Origin of the sequence: Alteromonas sp. KUL49, assembly GCF_006538345.1 — a bacterium.
Classification (GTDB): Bacteria; Pseudomonadota; Gammaproteobacteria; order Enterobacterales; family Alteromonadaceae; genus Alteromonas.
Window position 1 is genome coordinate 78,158 of sequence record NZ_BJKL01000011.1, and the last position, 20,311, is coordinate 98,468.

A 20,311-nucleotide genomic window follows, 5' to 3' on the forward strand; every position below is an offset into this window, starting at 1 on the left:
ACTAAGTTGTCATTTTAGGTAAATACATATGCTCGACGCTAAAATAACTCCCTTAATTAAACCACTACTTCGCCCGCTTATATTGGCGCTGAATAAGTGTGGTATTACGCCCAACCAAGTGACCGTGGCAGGCTTTTTTGTTGGACTGTTGGCGGTTCCGATGATTATTGGCGGTCTATGGTATGGCGCCTTGCTATTTATTGCGCTCAATCGAATTTTTGATGGCATTGATGGCGAGTTGGCTAGGTTTCAAAACACCAGTACGTCGTCGGGTGGCTTTTTGGATATCAGTTTAGACTTTCTATTTTATGCATCAATCCCACTGGCCTTTGGTATTGCAAGCCCGTTAGAGTGGGGCACCCCTGCGCTAGTCTTGTTGGCAACCTTCATAGGTACTGGAAGCAGCTTTCTTGCTTTTGCCATTGCGGCTGAAAAATTCAACATCGACAGACCTCAGTTCAAGAACAAAAGCTTTTACTACATGCAGGGCTTAACCGAGGGTACCGAGACCATTCTGGTATTTGTTGCCTTCTGTGTGTGGCCAACATACTTTCCAATTATTGCCTATGTATTTGCGGCTGCCTGCTTGATAACGGTTATTACACGAATTGTTGGCGGCTATACAACGTTAAAAGCGGTAGAGCAAAATGGCTAGTATTGAGTCGTACCGCCTTCTGGTATTTCTTGGCATTTTTGCCGTGATGGGGTTACTTGAGCTTTGGTTACCCGCTCGTAACGCCCCAGTGAATAAACGATATCGTTGGACGGGCAATTGGCTCATTATGGTTAGCGGCGCATTAGTCGCAAGAGTGTTGCTGCCGTTTGGATTGGTCGGTGTGTCGATGTGGGCCGAAGCCAATCAGATAGGTCTGTTGCATGTTATTGAACTGCCAAGTTGGATAGGCATTGTGCTATGTATTTTAGCGCTCGACCTCGCTATTTATTGGCAACATCGTTTGTTTCATCAGGTCCCTCTTTTGTGGCGCATACACCACATGCATCACGCAGACAGCCACGTGGATACTACTACAGGATTACGATTTCACCCCATAGAGATAGCTCTTAGCCTTGTTTACAAAGGAATATTGATTCTACTATTCGGGGCTCCAGCAGTTGCCGTTGTGCTTTTTGAAATGCTGTTGAATGGATTCGCTTTATTTAATCATGCCAATATTCGCTTAGCACCACGCTGGGAGTCTATGGTGTCTAAAGTGTGGATCACTCAACATCTTCATCGCATTCACCATAGCCAAGTGATGGCTGAAAGTAATGCAAACTTTGGGTTTAGCATATCGATTTGGGACAGAATATTTGGATCGTTCAAATCTACAGCAAGTTTACCCGATGAGCGTATAAATCTGGGACAGCAAGACACCCCACATACGCAAGAAAATAGTCATGTAATCAAATTACTTACCATGCCTTTCAGGCGATAATTACGCATTACCAAACCTGTATATAAATATTTTTTAATGTTCCTTAATTAATGTTTAGGCGTAATAACTACGACTTTTGTCTATGTTTAAGATGCATCGAAGCTGCCATGTTTCTTTTGGCTAATCAACTGCAATTGCACAATGCAGACGAAAGGACGCGTGTAAATCACAGGGATGAGTATTAGTAACAGAAATACGGTAATGCACTGTTATTAAGGTATTTCTATGTTCGCACGCATGAAGCTCTCCACTCAGGTCAATCTTGGGTATGGTTCAATTCTTTTCCTTCTCCTTTTTATTGCGCTTATTGCTTTTGCAGGTCTACGGGCAGGCTTTGCAAGCTTCACTGAATACCGTGGCCTAGCACTTGAGACTAATCTTTCTGGTCGAATACAAGCTAATTTGCTCATGGCTCGCATTAACGTGTTGAAGTTTATTCAGGAAAATGGCGATGTTTCTGTCGAGGAATACAATAAGCGGATGCGTGCCACATCTCAGTTCATCAATGAAGCTCTATCGATGATGGAAGATCCTCAAAGAATCAGTAAAATCAGAGAGTCACAAACGCTACTGCAAGACTATCAAACGGGTTTTGGTCAGGTGCAGCAACTAGTAGCACAACGACATGAAATTGTGAATACGCGCTTAGATCCCTCAGGTTTGTCCATGCGGCAAACCATGACATCATTTATGGAACAGGCCAATCAGCGCGGTGATAGTGAGGGCCTATATTTATTAAGTAAGGCTCAGGAAACCCTGCTTCTCGGTCGTCTGTATGTAACTAAGTTTTTGGTGACTAACGATCAGAGTGATTATGAGCGAGCCCTGTTAGAACTGGGTACTAATTTGCCGGGATTTATTGATAGGGCTTCTACGTTGTACGCGGGCAATGACTCAGCAACCCAATATCTACAGACTTTTGCATCAAGCAAAAGGAATTACCTCGCCGCGTTTAGCGACGTTTATGATGTGATAACCGAGCGAAACAACCTAATTGACAACACATTAAACCGTATTGGACCCATAGTGGCTAAAAATCTCGAAGATGTGAAACTTCAAGTAAAGGCTGCTCAAGATACGCTAGGACCTGTAGTACAGGCTGATGCAGAACGACGGGTGTTCCTTGTAGCTGGCATTTCCCTATTTAGTGTGATCATTGGAGTAGTGTTATCTGCGGTACTCTCCCGCCTTATCATAAAGCCTATCGGCGGTGAGCCAAGAGATATCGAAGACATTGTCCGATACGTGTCAGAGGGTAATTTGGCGGTAGATGTGTCAAGCGGCCGATATGCCTCAGGCATCTACCACTCAATTTACGATATGGTCGCCAAACTTCGAATATTGGTTGGCGACATAAGTGATAACAGTGCGTCGATAACCACGACTTCACAGTCAGTTGCCGCAGCATCAACGCAGACTTCAGAGGCTAGTGAAAGTCAAAAAGCGAAAACCGAGTCAGTGGCTACGGCGGTTAATCAGATGTCTTACAGTATTCAAGAGATATCCCGTTTAGCCAATGCGTCTTCTGAATCAGTGAATGACGTACAGCACAAGTCCTCATCTGGCCAAGCTACGGTAGAACAAACGATTACTGCACTAGAAAAGCTCTCTAATCGTGTCTCTGGTGCGGTGGAAGTCATTGAAAAGCTGGCTGACAACTCTACCGAAATTGGCAAGGTTATCGAAGTTATCAATGGCATTTCAGAGCAAACAAATCTACTCGCATTAAATGCAGCTATTGAGGCTGCGCGGGCGGGAGAGCAAGGGAGAGGTTTTGCTGTGGTTGCCGACGAAGTCAGAGCATTGGCACAACGTACAGGGGATTCAACGCGAGAAATTCAAGATATTATTGTGCTTCTGCAAAGTGGAGCTAACGATGCTGTTGATGCTATGAGTAAATGTCAGGGAGACGCCTCGTTAACCATGAAGCAAGCGTCTATGACAACCGATGCATTAGACGATATTCAAAAAGCAGTCACAGCGCTGAGTGACATGAACGCACAAGTTGCAACAGCGGTTGAACAGCAAGTCAGTGTTACTGAAGAAATAAATCAGAACATTGAAGGGATTAAAGCGGCTTCAATTGAAACCTTCGATGGTGCCGCTAGTACGCAAAATGCAGCAACACAGTTGAAAGAAAACGCAGTGAGCTTGAACAACGTAATTGCCCAATTTAGAGTTTAAGCACACTTAAACAGAAGAAAGAGGCTACTCTATTCGCGTAGGGTAGCCCTCCTGACTGAGCCATTCTGACGCTTGTTCAGGATCATCAAATATGCGCCTTATAAACTCACCTTGTTCTTCAACCACCATTTCACCCAAAAACTGATTCTTTAATGAAGATTTGGGATACACGTTAGCCGTTCGCTTTAACCCGTTCTCGATACACCAAGCCACTAAACTTTCAATTTCTGGAAAGACTTCTTTCCCGCAAAACTCCCAGTCTTTCAGATAAACAAGATGTGCCCACTGATCTCCCAGTGAATCAGCAGAGCTTATAAAGTCCTTTTTAAAGTTCTTTGCTGCTTCCAGGTTCCAAGCGCCAGTAAGCTCGGCAAAAACCGTTCTATCGACCACCCATAATTTGTAAGCGCCGTGTTGTGAAAACGCCATATCTCATCCTTAATTCCAGCGGATAGTGATGTAATTATAGATTTTTACGCTACGAATTCGAAAAAGATTACTCACACAAACGGCGGTTAGGGGTTGAATAATGTCGGCAAAAACGAGAGAGTAGTGGGAAGGCACGCATTGCCTTTCAGTGCCCTCATATTCCAATAACTACATTGTTTTAAAAATGCTTCATAAATTTGCCCTTTATTGGTCGGCATTTATGGGCTGAGTCATGCTTTTTTCTGTACTTCTGACGAGTAGTCGCAGCGGTATATTTTCATTATCAATAAAGACCGTTTAGTAGAAGGAATATCTAATGGCCAGGTGTATAGGGATTACACGGCGAGGCGAAAAATGTAATCGATTGATAGACAGAGGTCAGTTTTGTGCGCGACACCAGCATCAAGAAGGCAAGTGTTTAGTTAACTACCATACTCATGCAAAAAAGTGTGCAAATGAGCCCCTAAAAAATGGCTACTGCGAAGAACATCAGCATCATGCGAAAGGGCTTTTGGGGGGTTGAGCTAAATGAGCTGTCTATTGCGGGAAAACTACTCGCTGGTGTGTTTGCTGTGGTGATAGCACTGTCCGCATTTACTATGGTGAGCTTATTGATACAACGCAATGGCGTTTAAGTGGTTTAATCAAGCTCTTTGGCAAATTGGGGGGCATACGTGCTTTGATTGTCGATAACTTTTACAGTTAAAAAACAGAAATAAATTAAATCTACTAATTTCAGTTGGTTAGTTTTTGGTATGCAAGATGCTTAAATTTTGCACAGTCTAAGGAAGGGACACCATTACTAAGGAACGACCATGTTGAAAAAACGCTTCGCTCAGCTTTTTATTACAATCTCGGCAATGATGTTTGCGTGTAATACACACGCTGTGTTAATAGGGGGCGTTGAATTTCCAGATGGAGAAATATCTTTTGCTGACTCCATTATCTCATTCGCGCCTGGTGGAGATACCTCAGGTTTACTTGCAGCAACACAAGACCCCGCCAACGCACTGGGTATTCCCGATTACTCAAGTGTAGGCACCTGTAATACTAACAACGCTTTTGAATGTGATTACGTGACCCTCGGTGAGGGTGGCACGCTGATTGTTTCCTTCATCGATAACGTTTTGACTGGCAGTGGTGACACCGACTTTGACTTGTGGATATTCGAAGTTGGAACAGATGTGGAAGATACCTATGTTGAAATTAGTGTAGACGGCACCACTTGGGAAGCTGTTGGTAAAGTGAGTGGTTCCACATCGGGCATTGATATTGATGCTTATGGCTTTGGTGTGTCTTCAGAATTTCAGTTTGTAAAACTCATCGACGATCCACTCGAGGGGCAAAGAAGTGGAGATGGCGCATTTGTCGGTGCTGATATCGATGCCGTAGGCGCGATTTCTACCCGTTTTGTTCCCACCGTAGATGTACATACGCCACACATGACAGCGCTATTGGCACTGGCGCTTTTATCCGTGTTTGTGCGCAGGGTTAAGAACTACTGAGTGAGTTTTTTATTGATTTTGTTGGCGGGAATATCAAATTCTTGGTTAAGCTATAAATAATCAAAATTAACAAAGCTTTAGTTCGTATGTGTGGCCGATTGAATGTTATTGATGATCCCCTTGTCACCGACTTGTGCGGTTATTTAGGCGTACAGCTAAATTTAGGTGATGAAACTGTTGGCGTTTCTGCTTTCAATTTTCGCAGGTTTATTCGTGCAACGGATACGGTTGGCATAATACGCGAAGTAAATGGAAAACGAATTTTTGAGCAGGCTACTTGGTGGCTCTTGTTAGAACAAACCGAAACAGGGTTTAAACCTTCAAAATATACGAGTTTCAATACTCGCTACGACAAGCTTAACACGCCTAGAAGTGCTGGTTTTAGAGCCTTTAGGCAATCCCGCTGTATTGTTCCTGTAAAAGGTTTTGGTGAAACAGAAGGTAAGGGCAGCAATGCTGTTTATACTGATTTTGAAGGTACAGACAGCGCAATTGCGTTGGGCGGATTGTGCAGAGAATGGATCCACAGCCAAACAGGTGAGCGGGTGTTGTCTTGCTCAGTGATAACACTGCCTCCACACCACAAACTCAAGCGTTATCACCAAAAATCGATGCCAATGATACTCAATCAACACGATGACAGTATGCAAATGTGGTTAGATAGTAGCCTTACCGATGTCAGTGTTTTTGATGCGCTGTTACAACCCTATCTGCCTCAAGACTTATTCGCACAAAGAATTGATAAGCCTTCTACATATGTGCCCATGGAAGAGAGAGCAGTGATTGCTGCGGATGGTTGATTTTTTAGTGGTGTTGGAATCGCCCCAATCGCCCAGCCATTGAGGCTTATTGAGTGATTGGAGGCGTCCAATTGGATTTGGTGGAGCTTACGAAAATCAGTTGAACCATTTATTCGCAGAATTAGCTCGTTTTGAAGACATCTTGCAAGACACCTCCATAGGCAGTAATCCCCACCCTATCAAGCGGAAAAATAGTAGATACATGCCCGAATAAGACAGTTTTTACAGATGCGGGTTCAGCTCCTTAATTAGGATCTGAACCCGATGCAACACAACCAACATGCAATAGCTACACTGTTGCATGCTTTCATTTGCTCAAATTCAATGTTTTTTGAGAAAATGAGTGACAATGTTCTCAATAAATGCGATTTTTGAGAAGTTAAATTATATTGCGCTCAAAAATCAAAGATATTGAACAATGGAAAAAACACTCGCACCACTGCCTCCAAAAGTCGATTTAGAAACGCCCGCTGTGCTAAAGGCGCTTATTTCAGCGCACCGTCACTTGGCAGAGCTAAAAGGTGTCGCCAAAACAATTCCGAATGAAGGCATGTTAATTTCAACGCTCGCCTTGCAAGAAGCACAGAGCAGTTCAGCAATTGAAAACATTATTACGACACAAGATCAGCTTTATAAATTTCAACTGCATAGCGACAAGGTAGACCCTACCGCTAAAGAAGTAGCCTTTTACGCACAAGCATTGCATCTAGGCTATCACGCTGTTGTTAAAACTGAGGCGCTTACACTCAATACCGTCATTGAAATACAAGAAATACTGGAAGGCAATCGTGCAGGCTTGCGCAAAACACCAGGCACAGCATTAATAAATGAGCAAACCAGAGAGATTGTCTTTCAGCCACCATCACCAGATAAGCTTGTCAAATACATGGCCGATTTAGAGCAGTTCATAAATACCGAACAAGAGCTAGATCCGCTCGTATGCATGGCTTTAATTCATCATCAATTTGAAACAATCCATCCATTTTATGATGGGAATGGCCGCACTGGCCGAATTCTCAATATCTTGCACTTGGTGCTTAATGGATTGCTCGACACCCCTATTTTATACCTTAGCCGCTATATCAATCACACCAAAGACCAATACTATACCCTGCTGCAAAAGGTTAGGGACACTGGCGAATGGGAAGAATGGGTCTTGTATATTTTAAAAGCCGTTTCAATGACGGCTAAACACACAACGGTTTTAGTCGAGGCCATCGGTGATTTACTCATTGAGCAAAAACAGCGCATTCGAGCGCAACACAAGTTCTACAGCCAAGACTTAATGAATAGCTTGTTTATCCACCCTTACACAAAGGTTGCTTTTATCGAAGAGGCATTAGGCGTTTCTAGGGCAACTGCTACGCGCTACCTTGATGCACTTTGTGAAGGAACGCTAAGCAAACATAAGTTAGGTAGAGAGAGCTATTACGTGAACGATGCGCTCATAGCGCTTTTATTTGAACTACCGTCAATCGAGTAAGTTTAAAATATAGGCACAAGGGGTGTAACTTTTGAAAATTGTTAGAAAAGGAATATTCACTCATGCCAGCACCTGATTTTAATTCAAAATCAATCGACATATTAGCCAAAAGAGCTTCATTCAGATGCTCAAATCCCGATTGCAGAACATTAACGTTTGCTCCTAACTCAGAATCTGACAAAGCCACTGTTATTGGAGAGGCGGCTCATATTCACGGTGCAAGACCCAAATCTAAACGCTATTGCGTCGATATGACAGACCACGACAGAGCTGAAATTACCAACGGAATTTGGCTTTGTAGAAATTGTCACAAGCTCATAGATACAGATGAAAAGCGGTATAGTGCAGAACTTTTGTTTGCATGGAGAGAGAAGCATGAAAGATTTGTGTTATCTGAGCTGGGCAATTCGTCAGATAAATTGCTATCGGAACAACAAGAACTATTACTTTCAGCTTTTGCCCACTATCCTCCTATAGTCAGGCGACTCATAATTGATAAGCCTACAGCTTGGGAGTTTCATCTAGCCGCCGAGCTTTTGAGGCATTTAAACGCCTCACATTTTAGAAAAATAAGAGACTTACGTGATGGCCTTTATATCGGAAAAACTGATTATGTCGATGATGATGAAATTATAGGCTGGGTAGAGCATCGGCTACATGATGCTTCTAATATCGGCTTACCTGCTGAAAAATTACTAAGCAAATTAACTCAAAGTTTTGGCGAGCAAGGTATAGCAGGAGATGTTGAGGAGATCCATCATGCCTGCCTTTTGCTGAGAGACTATATTTCAAAGGTCGCTAACTATGAAGAAATACTATATTTTTCAAAAGTACCCGATCAGGCCGAAAACATTCTCGAGCTTCTAAAAGATACCGTGAGTTCACAAGTTGAAAAATTGGAACAAATCCCAGACTACCTTGATGAGATTGTTTCTATACTACAAAAGGAACATAGTGGCACAGTTGATGATCCCGTAGTTATCCAAAAAACTATAGTCTTTGAACTACCCAGAAATTGGGGCAAGAAAATGAATAGAGAAATTGCAAAACTTAGCAGGAGCTATTCAGGTTCAAGAAACAATGGATGGATGGTGATAGCCATCTTTTTCGTTACAATACTGTTGCTCTCCATATTGTAAGATTTAACCTTACATCTCCCGAAAAAAACTCCATAAAAGCAGTTTAACTTCACGCATAGCTTCTGATGCAATTTGAAGGTATTTTACAAGATACTTTAATCATTGGGACTTAAACAGCTCTCCGATTTGAGCTCTCCACCGCAACTGTTGGCTGAATAAATTTTCACCTTCAACTTCTGGTAATTTTTGTATATGGTTATCCTAATGTTTGTTAACGACACTAAGCAAGGCAGCTTAATTTGGAGAATGGTGCACTTCGGAGTTGAATTCGCGCATCGATGTTTTGATAAAAATAGAAACTCCTACGTAACTAAACAGCTCGTCTTAAAATAAAGAAGTATTAGCGAGGCAGTTGATCAAGTCGGTTATACAAACACCTAGATGATTAAGGGACTAACTATGCACATATCAAAGTTAACAGTTAAAAATTTTCGACTTTTGAAAAACGTTGAAATCGACCTAGAGGAAAAGGTCTCTTTGCTTGTTGGAAAAAACAACACAGGTAAAACATCACTTTTGATGATCTTTGAGAAGTTCTTTGAAGAAAAGCCGTTCACGTACAACGATTTCAACACATCTCTTAGAAAAGAAATTGACGGCATTAGGCAGGATAGTGATTTTGAAACACTGAAAATATCACTGCTTTTGACAATTAAATACAATGTTGCTGATAATCTAGAGAACCTCGCGGATTTCATACAAGATTTAGACCCTGATCAGACAGAGGTTTCTATTTTGTTTGAGTGTTCTATCAATAGTAAAAAAGCTGATAGCTGACTTGAGCGAAGTTGATGAGAAATTGCGAGCAAAGTATATTCGAAAAAATCTATCTGCTTATTTGAAGAAGTCATATTTTTCGTATGACCAAGGCCATCGGGTAGAGAAAAAGCTTACCGATATAAAGGGTTTAATTAATTTACAGATTATCCACGCCAAACGAAATGTAGCGAGTTCGGACAGTAATCGAAAGCCTATATCGACAATAACGGGACAGTATTTTCATCACGTTGATAAAGCCAATAGATTGGCCTTCCAAGATGTCGAAAAGTCAATCGCGTTGATTGATGAAAGTTTAACAGCAGAGTATCAACCTATTTTTGAACCATTCTTAAAAGAAGCAAAAGATGTTTTGGATCTAAATGACTTAAGTGTAAAGTCAGACATTGAAACAAAAGTTCTTTTGGAGAATAACTCACAAGTAGTCTATGGGGAAGATAACAACAATTTACCCGAGAATATGAACGGGTTAGGGATACTAAATATATTGTATCTTTTATTACAGATTGACTTGAGAGAACAAGATTTTAAATCAGAAAACAAAGACATAAATCTTCTTTTTATTGAAGAACCAGAAGCCCACACGCACCCGCAAATGCAATATGTTTTTGCAGATAAGACACTCAAGGCGTTAAGTGAAAAGGGCAAACTTCAAACGCTTGTTACCACTCATTCGTCCCATATTGTTAGCCGTTGTGAATTTGAAAGTATTCGCTTTTTACAGCTCGATGAGGTGGATAAACAAGTTCTTGCCAAAAACTTTATGGTCGAGTTATCGCCAAAATATTCTGATACAGATGATTTCAAATTTTTGAAGCAGTACATAACTTTGAATGCCGCAGAACTTTTCTTCGCATCAAAAGCCATTTTCATTGAAGGGACAACTGAAAGAATGCTGTTGCCCTATTTCATTGATAATTATGATATTCAGAATCGTACAAATATCAAAGCACAAAATATTAGTGTCTTGGAAGTAGGAGCCAATGCAAAAGCATTTGAACATTTCTTAAGTTTTATTGGCATAAAAACGTTAATTATTACAGACATTGATACTACGAAGCTAACGGAAGGACAGAAAGGTCATCGATATAAAGCATGTAAAGTAGATGATGGTGAAAATACCAGCAACGCATCTTTAAAGCACTTTTTGTCTGCTCCCAATCTTGAAAATAAAGGCTTTCAGGAATGGTTTAAAAAACTCAAAAATGGGGACATAAAAACTTCCGCCCCTCTAATAAATTGCTGCTACCAAGTTAGAGAGAAAGAGTATCATGCTCGAAGTTTTGAGGATGCATTTATTCATATAAACAAAGACAAAATTAATCAGAAGAAAGGTGAGTTATCTGGTTTAGTTAACAAGTATAAATTAGGTGACGGTGATGTTGATAGTTATGTTCTAACCAATGAAATAATTGTAAAAAAAATCAGATTTCGCTTCATCTATTCTTTATCACGCTCTTGTCTTGGGTGAGTCATGGGAAACACCACAATACATTAAAGATGGATTGGAGTGGTTATGTCAGGACTAACTCCTACTGAAGCTATTTATGATTGCTTAAGAAATGGCGAAAACTTTGTCCTTCAGGGGGGCGCTGGCAGCGGTAAAACTGAAACGCTAAAAAGAACTCTGGCATATATCTCTCAAGAATATCCTAAAGCCAAAGTTGCCTGCATCACTCACACAAATTTTGCTGTCCAGCAAATTATTGATCGGGTTGGGGAACAGTACACGATTTCGACGATCCATTCATTTTTGAATCAACAAATCAGAGATTATAAGAAGAACATTCAGCAAGTTATCGATCAGCTATTCTGTGTTAAACCAATTGTTAGAACCAAGCCTGAAGATCATAAAGACGAAAAAACGTTCAAAAAGTTCGAGCACGAGCAATACAAAAAAGTATATGAAAGATATGCTAAACGTTTATACCAGTTGAAAAAAGAAACTGTACCTAGAGTGCTGGGGAAACGAGAATATGACAATGACCCCGAGACGTTTAACATTGATCTCAATAACCTTATTGGCAAGTTGAATAAAGAAATACGGCTAGACATTAAGCAAAAAGATTATTCTTCTATCGAGTACAATGAAACTCAATTCAACAGCTTGTCTGAATTAACATATGGTCACGATGGGCTCCTAGAAATCGCATGCGTACTGGTAAGAGAATTTAGTCTTTTGAGGAAGATATTTGCTGATAAGTACGATTATATTTTTATTGATGAGTATCAAGATACAAATCCAGATATCATAAAAATGTTTATTGAAGACATTTCTGAGAATGGCACTGTCCTCGGATTATTTGGAGACAGTATGCAGGCGATTTACTCTGATGGAGTTGGGAATGTAAATGAATATATAGATAGAAAACTAGTCAGGAAGATTACAAAAGAGGACAACTTTAGATGTTCTGAGCAGGTAGTACGATTTGCCAATCAAATTCGCTACGATGGGCTAGAACAAGAAGTTGCTTTTAAAAAGAAAATAAATGAAGAGCTAGAGAAAATCGATGATCGACAAGGAAAGGTTGAGTTGTTTTTTGCTGATAGCCCTATCAAACCTCACAAACCTAATAAGCCTTCTAAGCCTAGATCAAATGCCTCAGCAGAAAAACTAGAAGAATATAGAGGAAAGTTGCATGACTATGAGCTTTTACTTTCCGAATACGAAAATAAAATCGATCAGTACCACAAGGACTATGCGCAGAAGTTAGATCACTTGATCGAGGTTGCACAAAGAGAAGATGTTATTGAGTACACAGCCCTAAAACTGACAAATAAGTCGATCGCTCGAGATGCAGGATTTCCGACTTTATTTGAAATCTTTAACAACCGGTATGTTGACGCAAAGGACGAAATAGAGAAAAAGTTGTCATTGTGGCAGTTCCAAAATCTTTTTGAGCTTTGTGATGCATACCAACCTTTCTCTGCTTTTGAGGATGTAAAACCGAATTACAATGAGGTTATTGGTCGTCTGAAAAGAAACGGGTTTCAACTTAAGACAATTCAGGACAAACAACTTATTAAGCAGCACATTCGTGACATTTTGGATTCTGAAGAAGGCGCGCTAAAAACACTCGAAAAGGCTATTTCTTTAGGCCTTTTAAAAAGATCAGAAAGTAGTGAAAGCTTCTTTGTTCGAGCTAAGATGAACCTTGATTTTTACCGAACAAATGATTTGCATGAGAGTTTTAAGCGTATTTATAGGGATGGAGGAAATACGTTTATCCGTTTTAACTCCCATTCAGAGCTTGCGGAACATGATCTATTTAAAGAGTTCAGTGAAGAAGATTTTATAGAAAAAGAGCGAGATTTGGATAGTGAAAATTTCTTTGAAAGGCTTCTTTCTGATGAAATAAGCTTCAAGGAAATTTTGAACTATTATTGTTATTTAAATGAGTACCTCCCATTCATGACGATGCATAAAACGAAGGGAGGAGAAATTGAGAACGTCCTCGTTGTTTTGGATGAGTATTCTTGGACAAAGGAATATGATTTTAAGAATGCTTTGTCGCCAGATGCGGAATTATCCAAGAAAGAAAAGAATGCCAATTTGATTTATGTAGCATGCACTAGAGCAAAAACAAACTTGCGATGTGTTAGACTTGTCAATGATAAAGAAGAAGAAGATCTTTTCCTTTCATATTTTTCAGATAACGCAATAAAAATATCCTAGATGGATTTTTAAGTTACTCATGAAAATGCTAGTTATTGACCATAACCTGCTATTACAACTCCGCCTCCATATACAGTCGCTTAATTTCATCGCTGCTGATGCACATATAGTCTAATGTTTGTGCTTCACTGCGGTGGCCGAAAGCACGTATGAGCAGTGCGATTGAAGCACGATTTTGAATGCGTTGATGATAGCCCCATGTTTTGCGGAGCGTGTACGAACCAAAATTCCCAACCGCTTTGATCTGACCGCACCACGATTTCACTAAATTATTCACCGCAGAAACGCTAAGTGCTGTATCTCTGCGGCGCAGAGATAAAAACAAAGGCGCATGGTCTAAATGCCCTGATGGATGATGCACCAGCCAATTATCGATACTCGTAATAGATACAGAATTAAGAACGGCGATGCGATACTGATTTGTCTTTGATTGCTTGATGTCCAGCACATCACCAGCGCGCAGAGCGCGCACTTGCCCAACCGTCAAAGATAAAAGCTCATTTGCGCGGTAAGCCGAATTAATACCCAGCGTAAATAAACATAAATTGCGAGGCTGATCGGCCAGCAGTACCTTTATCCGCGCAATATCATCAGGCGAAAAAGCCAAAAAAAGCAAACAAACTCAACCGAACTTTGAACGCGCTTTTAGAACCGCTCTCGTCTGGTTAGCAAACCCAGTACAGCTGTGGGATACAGGGTGTTTAGCAGATAGAAAACTCTTGCTAAAAATACTTCTAACAGACAATTTACTCTATGATAAAAATGAGAGCTTTTTGAACCGCCCAATTGCCCAGCCTGTAAGGCTTTGCGGGCAATATATGGGCAATAACAGTGAAGTGGTGGAGCTGGCGGGATTTGAACCCGCGTCCAGAAAATGTCTACTTTTGGTACTACATGCTTAGTTTGTCATTTATTTAACCTCTTGGAACTCCGACAAACAGGATTTCCTTGAGGCTGGCCTAATACTGTTTCGCGGTTCACCCTTAGACAAGGTTCCCTCGCTATCCTACTTGGATGACCTTCCGAATCCCCGCTAGCAGGAAGAGACTAGGGTGGAAGGGCCTATACCGGTTATTAAGCGGCTAGTGCGTAAGTTTCGTCGTTTGCGACTATTTAAATGCGGCTTTTTTAAGAGGCCAACCGCTCCTCTGCATGCACCTCCAGCGTCCTAGATCCTGTCGAATCCTAATCAGCCCCGGTGTTCGGCGGAGTATAACACAAACCCTTTCGGGTTAAATGCCCTTAATGAAAAAATTGCTTTCAACTGATGCATTTATTACCAATACGTATTAAAGTGTCGCCGCTTAAATCGACGCGCGAAGTATTATGTGTTCTGATTCAATTTTATATTCTTCTTACGACTTACCCTGTGGTGTTACCGTTCGTAACCGACTCGTAAAGTCAGCCATGGAAGAAAGTATGTCGAGTGCGGGGAAACTTCCCGGTAGCGCACTTTATTCCCTCTATCGCTATTGGGCTCATGGTAATCTGGGCATGGTCATTACCGGAAACGTAATGGTCGACAGCGCAGCCATGACTGGGCCTGGCGGTGTTGCACTTGAAAAGCACACACCCATCGAATCCTTTGAGCGCTGGGCAAAAATCATCAAGTCCAATGGCGCTTTAGCCGTTATGCAAATTAATCACCCTGGCCGACAAGTCTTCAAGGCCATGAAGGGCAAAGCGTTGGCGCCGTCTGCCATTCCATTGAACATGGGTAAACATTCCAAGTTGTTTGCTGAGCCTACGGAAATGACGTGCGAAGACATTCATGACGTGTGCAACCGATTTGTGGAAACGGCGAAACAAGCTGAACGAGCTGGTTTTGATGGCGTCGAAATTCACGCGGCACATGGTTATTTGCTGACTCAATTCTTATCACCATTGACCAATGAACGACAAGACGAGTGGGGCGGCTCCATCATTAATCGTGCACGCTTGTTGATCAACATCGTTAGTCAAATACGTGCTGTGTGCGACAAAAAATTCATTGTAATGGTTAAGCTTAACTCTGCTGATTTTCAGCGGGGTGGTTTTGATTTTAACGATGCGTGTGAGGTAGTCAGTCGCCTTGAGGCATTAGGTGTAGACATTGTTGAGCTATCAGGTGGTAGCTATGAAGCCCCTGCCATGCAAGGACAAACACGAGACGATCGCACACTGGCTCGCGAAGCCTACTTTTTAGAGTTTGCCAAAACCCTTGAATCCAAAACGAACATTCCTTTAATGACAACGGGCGGGATTAAGCGCGCGTCTGTCGCTCAAGAAGTTGTGGAACAAGGCTGTGCATTTGTGGGTATGGCGAGTGCTTTGGCGTTTACACCCGACTTAGCCAAAAAATGGCAACAAGACTGGACCTATTCTGGGGTTATCCCCAATTGTGGTTGGAAGGACAAAACACTGTCGAGTTTAGCCAATATGAGTATGGTGAGACGTCAGTTAAGACGGCTAGGTAATGATTTAACCACTATACGCCGACCCGCGCCATTGTGGAGCCTGATACTCGATATGGTACACCGCAAAAAAATGACGAAGCGTGATGTAGGCGCGTAACTTATTGATCGAAAAAGAGCACAGCGCAATTAAGCGCTGTGTTTCATTACGCGTTCTTTTTGGCGTTGCCAATCACGATCTTTCACCGTATCGCGCTTATCGTGAGAGTGCTTACCTTTTGCTAGATAAATCTCAAGTTTCACCCAGCACTTTTTCCAATACATGGCCGTTGCAACAATCGAGTAGCCTTGGCGATCACGTGCGCCAATGAGCCTGTCTAATTCACGCTTGTTGAGGAGTAGCTTTCTGGCACGTTCAGGTGCACAAATAACATGTGTTGACGCTTGATTAAGCGGACTGATTCGGCTGCCGACCAAAAAGGCTTCGCCATTTTGAATAATGACGTACGTATCAGAAATATTCACCTTGCCTGAGCGGATCGCTTTGATTTCCCACCCTTGCAGTTCCATGCCTGCCTCGAATTTGTCTTCAAGGAAGTAGTCGTGACGCGCTTTTTTGTTAAGCGCGATGGTATTCGACGGATTCTTTTTTGCTTTATTCTTTTTCATGGGCGCTATTATACGTATTGATTGGCGAATGTCTTTAGTGACTACCAATTATTATACGGCAAGTTATTCGTCTACATGTATAGCTGTTAATTATTAGAGAGTACTTATGATATAGTACGCGCCTTTAGTCACTAACTTATTGTAGTAAATGCCAAGTATTCAACGTAGTGCATTGGTTGCACACAGCGCACAAGCCATGTTTGATTTAGTGAATGACGTGGCGTCTTATCCCCAGTTTCTGCCTGGTTGTACCGACAGTAAAATACTGGAGCAAAGCAGTGAGAGTATGCGCGCTTCTCTGCTAGTGGCAAAGGCAGGAATACAGCAGTGGTTTACTACCCATAATCAGCTACTACCTGGCCATAAAATTGAGATGCAATTGGTGAATGGCCCGTTTCGTTCGTTATCAGGTGGCTGGACGTTTTCGGCATTGAGCGAGGATGCTTGCAAAATCGAGCTGAGTTTAGAGTTTGAGTTTAGTAGTAAACTCGTTGAAGTGGCGTTTGGAAAAGTATTCAACAGTTTAGCATCGAGTATGGTTGCCGCATTTACTGAGCGTGCCAAAGAGGTATACGCATGAGCACGATGATCACTATTGAAGTTGCCTTCGCACTGCCTAAAAAGCAAACCATTATTGAAGTTGCCGTTGCTGAAAATACCACGGTACAAGAAGCTATTGAGTCGTCAGGCATTCTTGCTGAGTACCCGGAAATTGACATAAAGAAGAACAAAGCAGGTATTTGGGGAAGAGTGGTGAAAATGCGCGATACCTTGCGCGATGGCGATCGTATTGAAATTTATCGCCCGCTGATTGCAGACCCCAAAGAAATTAGAAAACGCCGTGCAGAAAAAGCCAAGGAAGAAGGTCGCGCTGATAAAGTGACTGGTGGCAGACCAAATCCATTAAAAGCAGAAAACAAAGAATAATTACGCTTTAACTACACAGGGTAGTGGAGACTTAACGATGAACAGTACCTTCAAAGTAGTGGCTTTCTCGCCACTCGATATTCCTTTGCGCCTGCGAACTGGCCTTGACCCGCATTCGCGCCAATACAAGGCCCTTCAAAACGCATTGTCTGAACTCAGCAATGTTCAAGTTGCACACTCAGACCTCCAACAAGAGGCACTAGAGCAAGAGGAAAACATACAACGTCAGTACAAGCGCTTGGATGTGGATGTGCAAGCAATGCATTTGTGTACATTTACTTTTCGCACGAAAATTACACGGTGAAGTACGTTGTATTTCCCAATCAGGTGGCAGTCGCAGAAGTCTATTTAGCGTTTAATCAAAGCGACTATGTTAGCTCTGAGCAATTTGAAGATAAGGTGAATCACATTGTTGCGGCGGCTATTCGCGCCACTCGCGGTCAATTGGTTGAGCAAATTAAAACCTTTGTTGCGTCATCCCAATCCTCCGACATTAGCTTTGTGCCCGTTGAAAAAGACAAAAAGCAGCATTTGTATTGGACGTCCCGCTGTATTTCGGTAACGACTGAACAGCTTAAAATCCAAGAAGTTAAAGCCATGATCAAAGATTGGTTAAAAGAGACTGAAGTGCCAGAACACGCCGACGAAATAGGTAAGTCCCGTAATGAGTCAATGACATGGCTGAACTACGTGGTAGTTGATAGCGAAGACGACGATTTTCGCATTTCGACCATGACACTGGCGCAGTATTGCTATATTGCCCATGAAAAGTGCAATTTAGCGCTTCGTGCCGCTATCGACAGCGTATATGCAGGTTCAAAAATTGGTGACGCAAGAGATTGTTTGCAAGAAACTCGCACGCAAACCAAGCTCCACCAGATAGCGGTGAACGAGCAAACCAAGTATTTAACCCGTCCAAAGCGCGCACTCTTGAATGCGATTTTTGAGTCATGGGAGTATGACCGACTGGTTGAAAATGGCGAAGCTATGATGGAAATCTGTGATACCAAAATTGCAGAGGCAGACGCAAAACAGCGCACCATTAATAGCCAAAAAAGCGACCGTATCTTATTTTCAATCAGTTTGTTTGCGGTATTTGAGTTGCTGGTGTTTTTGTCTCAGTACAGTCGAGAAGTGATGTCTCGACCTGCATTAGACTACACAGATACCGATAAATCTTGGATCTTAGCTTTTATCGCCAGTTTAGATGCAGACTTTATATTCGGTTTAGGCTTCTTCGCTATGCTGGCGCTGGGTATTACGTATGTTTATGTAGCGAGGGAAAAGCTATGAAGCAGTACTTAATGCTTGTGTGCATATGTCTGTCGTTAGCAGTTCATAGTGAAGAGGTTAGTGTACTCACTGATAAGTGGTCGCCGTATATTAATGAGGAAGGTCAAGCCTCGGGTAGAGCAGCGAAAAACCTTGAAGTATTGGCCTACTATGGTGATTTCAGCGTTAACTGGGAATACATTCCCTTTGCCGACGCACAAGCCTTACTCCCGCTGCATACCACTACGTTGGCATATCCGTATTTCTACACAGAGGCTCGCGCCGCAAAATTTTATTATTCTGAGCCGTTATATTTCGCTACCTTAACGCTTTTTTATAATCGCCAAGGAAGCGAAGGCAACACGCCAGATTTAGACGATACCGAACTAAGATTCGGTAAAGTAGTCGGTAATAGCTATGGCGAAGCGATAGATAGCCTGGTGAGCAATGGTTCTGTTTACCCGAGTGATGTTGCAGCCCTCGGTGCGCTCCTCAGTAACGACATCGACGTACTTCCCATGGCTGAGGGGGTCATGCAGTCATTGTTGGAAGCTCACTTCCCAGATCGTTCTGAGTTAATTCTTACCGTGGGTGCTGAACAGTACAGCAGTCGTTTGGGAATGCATGTGATCGCGTCAAAAACTGACACAGGAAAAGCGTTGATAGACAGAGTGAATAAAGCATTATCTCGTCGCTTGGCCCTTGCTGGTGAGTATCGATATTCACAAAGTCCGCAAGTTGCTGATGTTGATATTGCCTTGGTGAAAACTGCGGAAGGTTACCCAGCTATATTAGGGCGGTTCAATCAAAAGAATACACAAGCCTGTACTCTTACGTATGAGGATGATGTCTTCTACACCATTCCAATGGGCACCCGAGTGATGGTGCTGACTTGGAGCGATAAAATTCTAAATCCCTCCAATACCGACAGGCTTTACGGCAACATGACCGAAGAGAGCCATGTTCTTGTGCTAAATGGGCCGCACGTGGGTAAAGAGGTATGTGTGAAAAACATGCATATTGAAGTGGAATGATGGTAATACTCGGTTGGGTCGGCACCATCTTATACATAGTTAACCACGCCTATTTGAGTTTGTATTCTCAATGGCGTAGAGATGTTTACTATTTGGGGAATTTGCTTGCAGCGTCGGCGCTAGTCGTAAGTTCGTCCGCAATACAGTCTTGGCAAGCGGTAGCAATCAATGGTTTTTGGGCCATTATCAGTCTACTCATGCTTGCCAGTGTATCCCTCAGGGCGTTGGCTTTTGGGAGTCGGCGAGCACAAGTTTTAATGAGTGGTGTTGTTGCTATAGCCGTTGTTGCCGTAATCAAATCGCCAGACCAGTTATGGAATGCGCTAAATTGGATTGCTGCGGTAATTTTTGCGTTAGCTTACCTTATGTTTTGTACCGATAAGATGCGCCCAAGGCACACCAGCTCGCCAATATGATTGCTGCACTTATGACCTTGCCATCACTTTGGCTGCAACAGAATTACTCGGTGTTTTGCCTAGAAGTCACATGGGCGGGGTTGTCGGCGTGGGCTGCGTACAAAAAATACACCGAAGCCCACATTGTCGACTAATATTCTTATAGCAGGGGACTAAGTCGTCTCCTCAGTT

22 protein-coding genes and 1 other RNA gene are annotated in these 20,311 nt (G+C 42.2%); 19 read left to right on the top strand and 4 right to left on the bottom strand.

All coding sequences use genetic code 11. The annotated features are described in order from the left end of the window. Positions 1-28: 28 nt before the first annotated feature. From EYS00_RS17170 to EYS00_RS17180, 3 genes are all read left to right on the top strand, one after another. Positions 29-655: a CDP-alcohol phosphatidyltransferase family protein gene (locus EYS00_RS17170; protein WP_130638816.1), complete on the top strand. Its 627-nt coding sequence runs from the start codon at positions 29-31 to the stop codon at positions 653-655. Further along, positions 648-1,436, top strand: coding sequence for a sterol desaturase family protein (locus tag EYS00_RS17175; protein WP_130638818.1), 789 nt, complete (start codon positions 648-650; stop codon positions 1,434-1,436). Before EYS00_RS17170 ends, EYS00_RS17175 begins: the two co-directional genes overlap by 8 nt. 225 nt (positions 1,437-1,661) lie before the next feature. Further along, positions 1,662-3,620 (top strand): methyl-accepting chemotaxis protein, encoded by a 1,959-nt coding sequence (locus EYS00_RS17180; RefSeq protein WP_130638820.1) that lies wholly within the window; start codon positions 1,662-1,664, stop codon positions 3,618-3,620. Positions 3,621-3,644: 24 nt separating this feature from the next. Here EYS00_RS17180 and EYS00_RS17185 read toward each other — a convergent pair whose 3' ends face one another. Next, positions 3,645-4,049 (bottom strand): hypothetical protein, encoded by a 405-nt coding sequence (locus EYS00_RS17185; RefSeq protein ID WP_130638822.1) that lies wholly within the window; start codon positions 4,047-4,049, stop codon positions 3,645-3,647. 470 nt (positions 4,050-4,519) lie between these two features. Here EYS00_RS17185 and EYS00_RS20605 point away from each other — a divergent pair, with 470 nt between their 5' ends. The 8 genes from EYS00_RS20605 to EYS00_RS17220 all read left to right on the top strand — a co-directional run bounded on the left by EYS00_RS20605 (position 4,520) and on the right by EYS00_RS17220 (position 13,429). Next, the gene (locus tag EYS00_RS20605) at positions 4,520-4,684 is read left to right on the top strand and encodes a hypothetical protein (protein ID WP_165399415.1); all 165 of its coding nucleotides are present in this window, start codon (positions 4,520-4,522) and stop codon (positions 4,682-4,684) included. A gap of 180 nt (positions 4,685-4,864) precedes the next feature. Continuing rightward, on the top strand, positions 4,865-5,554 hold the full coding sequence (locus EYS00_RS17190) for a PEP-CTERM sorting domain-containing protein (protein WP_130638824.1): 690 nt from the start codon (positions 4,865-4,867) through the stop codon (positions 5,552-5,554). 86 nt (positions 5,555-5,640) lie between these two features. Beyond that, positions 5,641-6,354, top strand: coding sequence for an SOS response-associated peptidase family protein (locus tag EYS00_RS17195; RefSeq protein WP_130638826.1), 714 nt, complete (start codon positions 5,641-5,643; stop codon positions 6,352-6,354). A 418-nt stretch (positions 6,355-6,772) separates the two neighbouring features. Continuing rightward, entirely contained in the window at positions 6,773-7,837 is a 1,065-nt protein-coding gene (locus EYS00_RS17200; protein WP_130638828.1) for a Fic family protein, read from the top strand. 62 nt (positions 7,838-7,899) lie between these two features. Next, the gene (locus tag EYS00_RS17205; RefSeq protein WP_130638830.1) at positions 7,900-8,976 is read left to right on the top strand and encodes a hypothetical protein; all 1,077 of its coding nucleotides are present in this window, start codon (positions 7,900-7,902) and stop codon (positions 8,974-8,976) included. A gap of 399 nt (positions 8,977-9,375) precedes the next feature. Continuing rightward, positions 9,376-9,753, top strand: a complete 378-nt coding sequence (locus tag EYS00_RS17210) for an AAA family ATPase (protein WP_165399416.1) — start codon at positions 9,376-9,378, stop codon at positions 9,751-9,753. A gap of 1 nt (position 9,754) precedes the next feature. After that, positions 9,755-11,224 (top strand): ATP-dependent endonuclease, encoded by a 1,470-nt coding sequence (locus EYS00_RS17215; RefSeq protein ID WP_165399417.1) that lies wholly within the window; start codon positions 9,755-9,757, stop codon positions 11,222-11,224. A 45-nt stretch (positions 11,225-11,269) separates the two neighbouring features. Further along, positions 11,270-13,429 (top strand): ATP-dependent helicase, encoded by a 2,160-nt coding sequence (locus EYS00_RS17220; protein WP_130638836.1) that lies wholly within the window; start codon positions 11,270-11,272, stop codon positions 13,427-13,429. A 52-nt stretch (positions 13,430-13,481) separates the two neighbouring features. On the opposite strand, the gene EYS00_RS17225 is transcribed toward EYS00_RS17220, so the two are convergent. Both EYS00_RS17225 and ssrA read right to left on the bottom strand, forming a co-directional pair. Next, entirely contained in the window at positions 13,482-14,045 is a 564-nt protein-coding gene (locus EYS00_RS17225; protein ID WP_207301729.1) for a tyrosine-type recombinase/integrase, read from the bottom strand. A gap of 221 nt (positions 14,046-14,266) precedes the next feature. After that, positions 14,267-14,626: a transfer-messenger RNA gene (gene ssrA, locus EYS00_RS17230) on the bottom strand. 129 nt (positions 14,627-14,755) lie between these two features. Between ssrA and EYS00_RS17235 the strand changes: the two genes are divergently transcribed. Further along, positions 14,756-15,982, top strand: coding sequence for an NADH:flavin oxidoreductase/NADH oxidase family protein (locus EYS00_RS17235; RefSeq protein WP_130638838.1), 1,227 nt, complete (start codon positions 14,756-14,758; stop codon positions 15,980-15,982). Between the two features lie 29 nt (positions 15,983-16,011). Here EYS00_RS17235 and smpB read toward each other — a convergent pair whose 3' ends face one another. Then, positions 16,012-16,491 carry an SsrA-binding protein SmpB gene (gene smpB, locus EYS00_RS17240; protein WP_130638840.1) on the bottom strand — a complete coding sequence of 160 codons (480 nt, stop codon included), beginning with the start codon at positions 16,489-16,491 and terminating at the stop codon, positions 16,012-16,014. 148 nt (positions 16,492-16,639) lie between these two features. On the opposite strand from smpB, the gene EYS00_RS17245 reads away from it, so the two are divergent. Genes EYS00_RS17245 through EYS00_RS20610 form a run of 7 tightly spaced genes read left to right on the top strand, consistent with a single transcriptional unit; the run spans position 16,640 to position 20,274 of the window. Then, positions 16,640-17,071, top strand: coding sequence for a type II toxin-antitoxin system RatA family toxin (locus tag EYS00_RS17245; RefSeq protein ID WP_130638842.1), 432 nt, complete (start codon positions 16,640-16,642; stop codon positions 17,069-17,071). Further along, positions 17,068-17,418, top strand: a complete 351-nt coding sequence (locus tag EYS00_RS17250) for an RnfH family protein (protein ID WP_130638844.1) — start codon at positions 17,068-17,070, stop codon at positions 17,416-17,418. The genes EYS00_RS17245 and EYS00_RS17250 overlap by 4 nt, the downstream gene beginning before the upstream one ends. 37 nt (positions 17,419-17,455) lie before the next feature. Then, positions 17,456-17,722, top strand: a complete 267-nt coding sequence (locus tag EYS00_RS17255) for a hypothetical protein (RefSeq protein WP_130638846.1) — start codon at positions 17,456-17,458, stop codon at positions 17,720-17,722. Next, positions 17,719-18,711, top strand: a complete 993-nt coding sequence (locus tag EYS00_RS17260) for a hypothetical protein (protein WP_130638848.1) — start codon at positions 17,719-17,721, stop codon at positions 18,709-18,711. The genes EYS00_RS17255 and EYS00_RS17260 overlap by 4 nt, the downstream gene beginning before the upstream one ends. Further along, positions 18,708-19,724 carry an ABC transporter substrate-binding protein gene (locus EYS00_RS17265; protein WP_130638850.1) on the top strand — a complete coding sequence of 339 codons (1,017 nt, stop codon included), beginning with the start codon at positions 18,708-18,710 and terminating at the stop codon, positions 19,722-19,724. The genes EYS00_RS17260 and EYS00_RS17265 overlap by 4 nt, the downstream gene beginning before the upstream one ends. Beyond that, positions 19,721-20,140 carry a hypothetical protein gene (locus EYS00_RS17270; RefSeq protein WP_130638852.1) on the top strand — a complete coding sequence of 140 codons (420 nt, stop codon included), beginning with the start codon at positions 19,721-19,723 and terminating at the stop codon, positions 20,138-20,140. Before EYS00_RS17265 ends, EYS00_RS17270 begins: the two co-directional genes overlap by 4 nt. Further along, on the top strand, positions 20,137-20,274 hold the full coding sequence (locus EYS00_RS20610; protein ID WP_165399418.1) for a hypothetical protein: 138 nt from the start codon (positions 20,137-20,139) through the stop codon (positions 20,272-20,274). The genes EYS00_RS17270 and EYS00_RS20610 overlap by 4 nt, the downstream gene beginning before the upstream one ends. Positions 20,275-20,311 lie beyond the last annotated feature (37 nt).

Bases quoted from the DNA above. Each gene is read 5' to 3' on its own strand.
- EYS00_RS17220 (WP_130638836.1), top strand. From the start codon at position 11,270: ATGTCAGGACTAACTCCTACTGAAGCTATTTATGATTGCTTAAGAAAT.
- EYS00_RS17200 (WP_130638828.1), top strand. From the start codon at position 6,773: ATGGAAAAAACACTCGCACCACTGCCTCCAAAAGTCGATTTAGAAACG.
- EYS00_RS17235 (WP_130638838.1), top strand. From the start codon at position 14,756: ATGTGTTCTGATTCAATTTTATATTCTTCTTACGACTTACCCTGTGGT.
- EYS00_RS17175 (WP_130638818.1), top strand. From the start codon at position 648: ATGGCTAGTATTGAGTCGTACCGCCTTCTGGTATTTCTTGGCATTTTT.
- EYS00_RS17180 (WP_130638820.1), top strand. From the start codon at position 1,662: ATGTTCGCACGCATGAAGCTCTCCACTCAGGTCAATCTTGGGTATGGT.
- EYS00_RS17205 (WP_130638830.1), top strand. From the start codon at position 7,900: ATGCCAGCACCTGATTTTAATTCAAAATCAATCGACATATTAGCCAAA.
- EYS00_RS20605 (WP_165399415.1), top strand. From the start codon at position 4,520: ATGGCTACTGCGAAGAACATCAGCATCATGCGAAAGGGCTTTTGGGGG.
- EYS00_RS17245 (WP_130638842.1), top strand. From the start codon at position 16,640: ATGCCAAGTATTCAACGTAGTGCATTGGTTGCACACAGCGCACAAGCC.
- EYS00_RS17195 (WP_130638826.1), top strand. From the start codon at position 5,641: ATGTGTGGCCGATTGAATGTTATTGATGATCCCCTTGTCACCGACTTG.
- EYS00_RS17185 (WP_130638822.1), bottom strand. From the start codon at position 4,049: ATGGCGTTTTCACAACACGGCGCTTACAAATTATGGGTGGTCGATAGA.
- EYS00_RS17250 (WP_130638844.1), top strand. From the start codon at position 17,068: ATGAGCACGATGATCACTATTGAAGTTGCCTTCGCACTGCCTAAAAAG.
- EYS00_RS17265 (WP_130638850.1), top strand. From the start codon at position 18,708: ATGAAGCAGTACTTAATGCTTGTGTGCATATGTCTGTCGTTAGCAGTT.
- EYS00_RS17255 (WP_130638846.1), top strand. From the start codon at position 17,456: ATGAACAGTACCTTCAAAGTAGTGGCTTTCTCGCCACTCGATATTCCT.
- EYS00_RS20610 (WP_165399418.1), top strand. From the start codon at position 20,137: ATGATTGCTGCACTTATGACCTTGCCATCACTTTGGCTGCAACAGAAT.
- EYS00_RS17270 (WP_130638852.1), top strand. From the start codon at position 19,721: ATGATGGTAATACTCGGTTGGGTCGGCACCATCTTATACATAGTTAAC.
- EYS00_RS17170 (WP_130638816.1), top strand. From the start codon at position 29: ATGCTCGACGCTAAAATAACTCCCTTAATTAAACCACTACTTCGCCCG.
- EYS00_RS17210 (WP_165399416.1), top strand. From the start codon at position 9,376: ATGCACATATCAAAGTTAACAGTTAAAAATTTTCGACTTTTGAAAAAC.
- smpB (WP_130638840.1), bottom strand. From the start codon at position 16,491: ATGAAAAAGAATAAAGCAAAAAAGAATCCGTCGAATACCATCGCGCTT.
- EYS00_RS17190 (WP_130638824.1), top strand. From the start codon at position 4,865: ATGTTGAAAAAACGCTTCGCTCAGCTTTTTATTACAATCTCGGCAATG.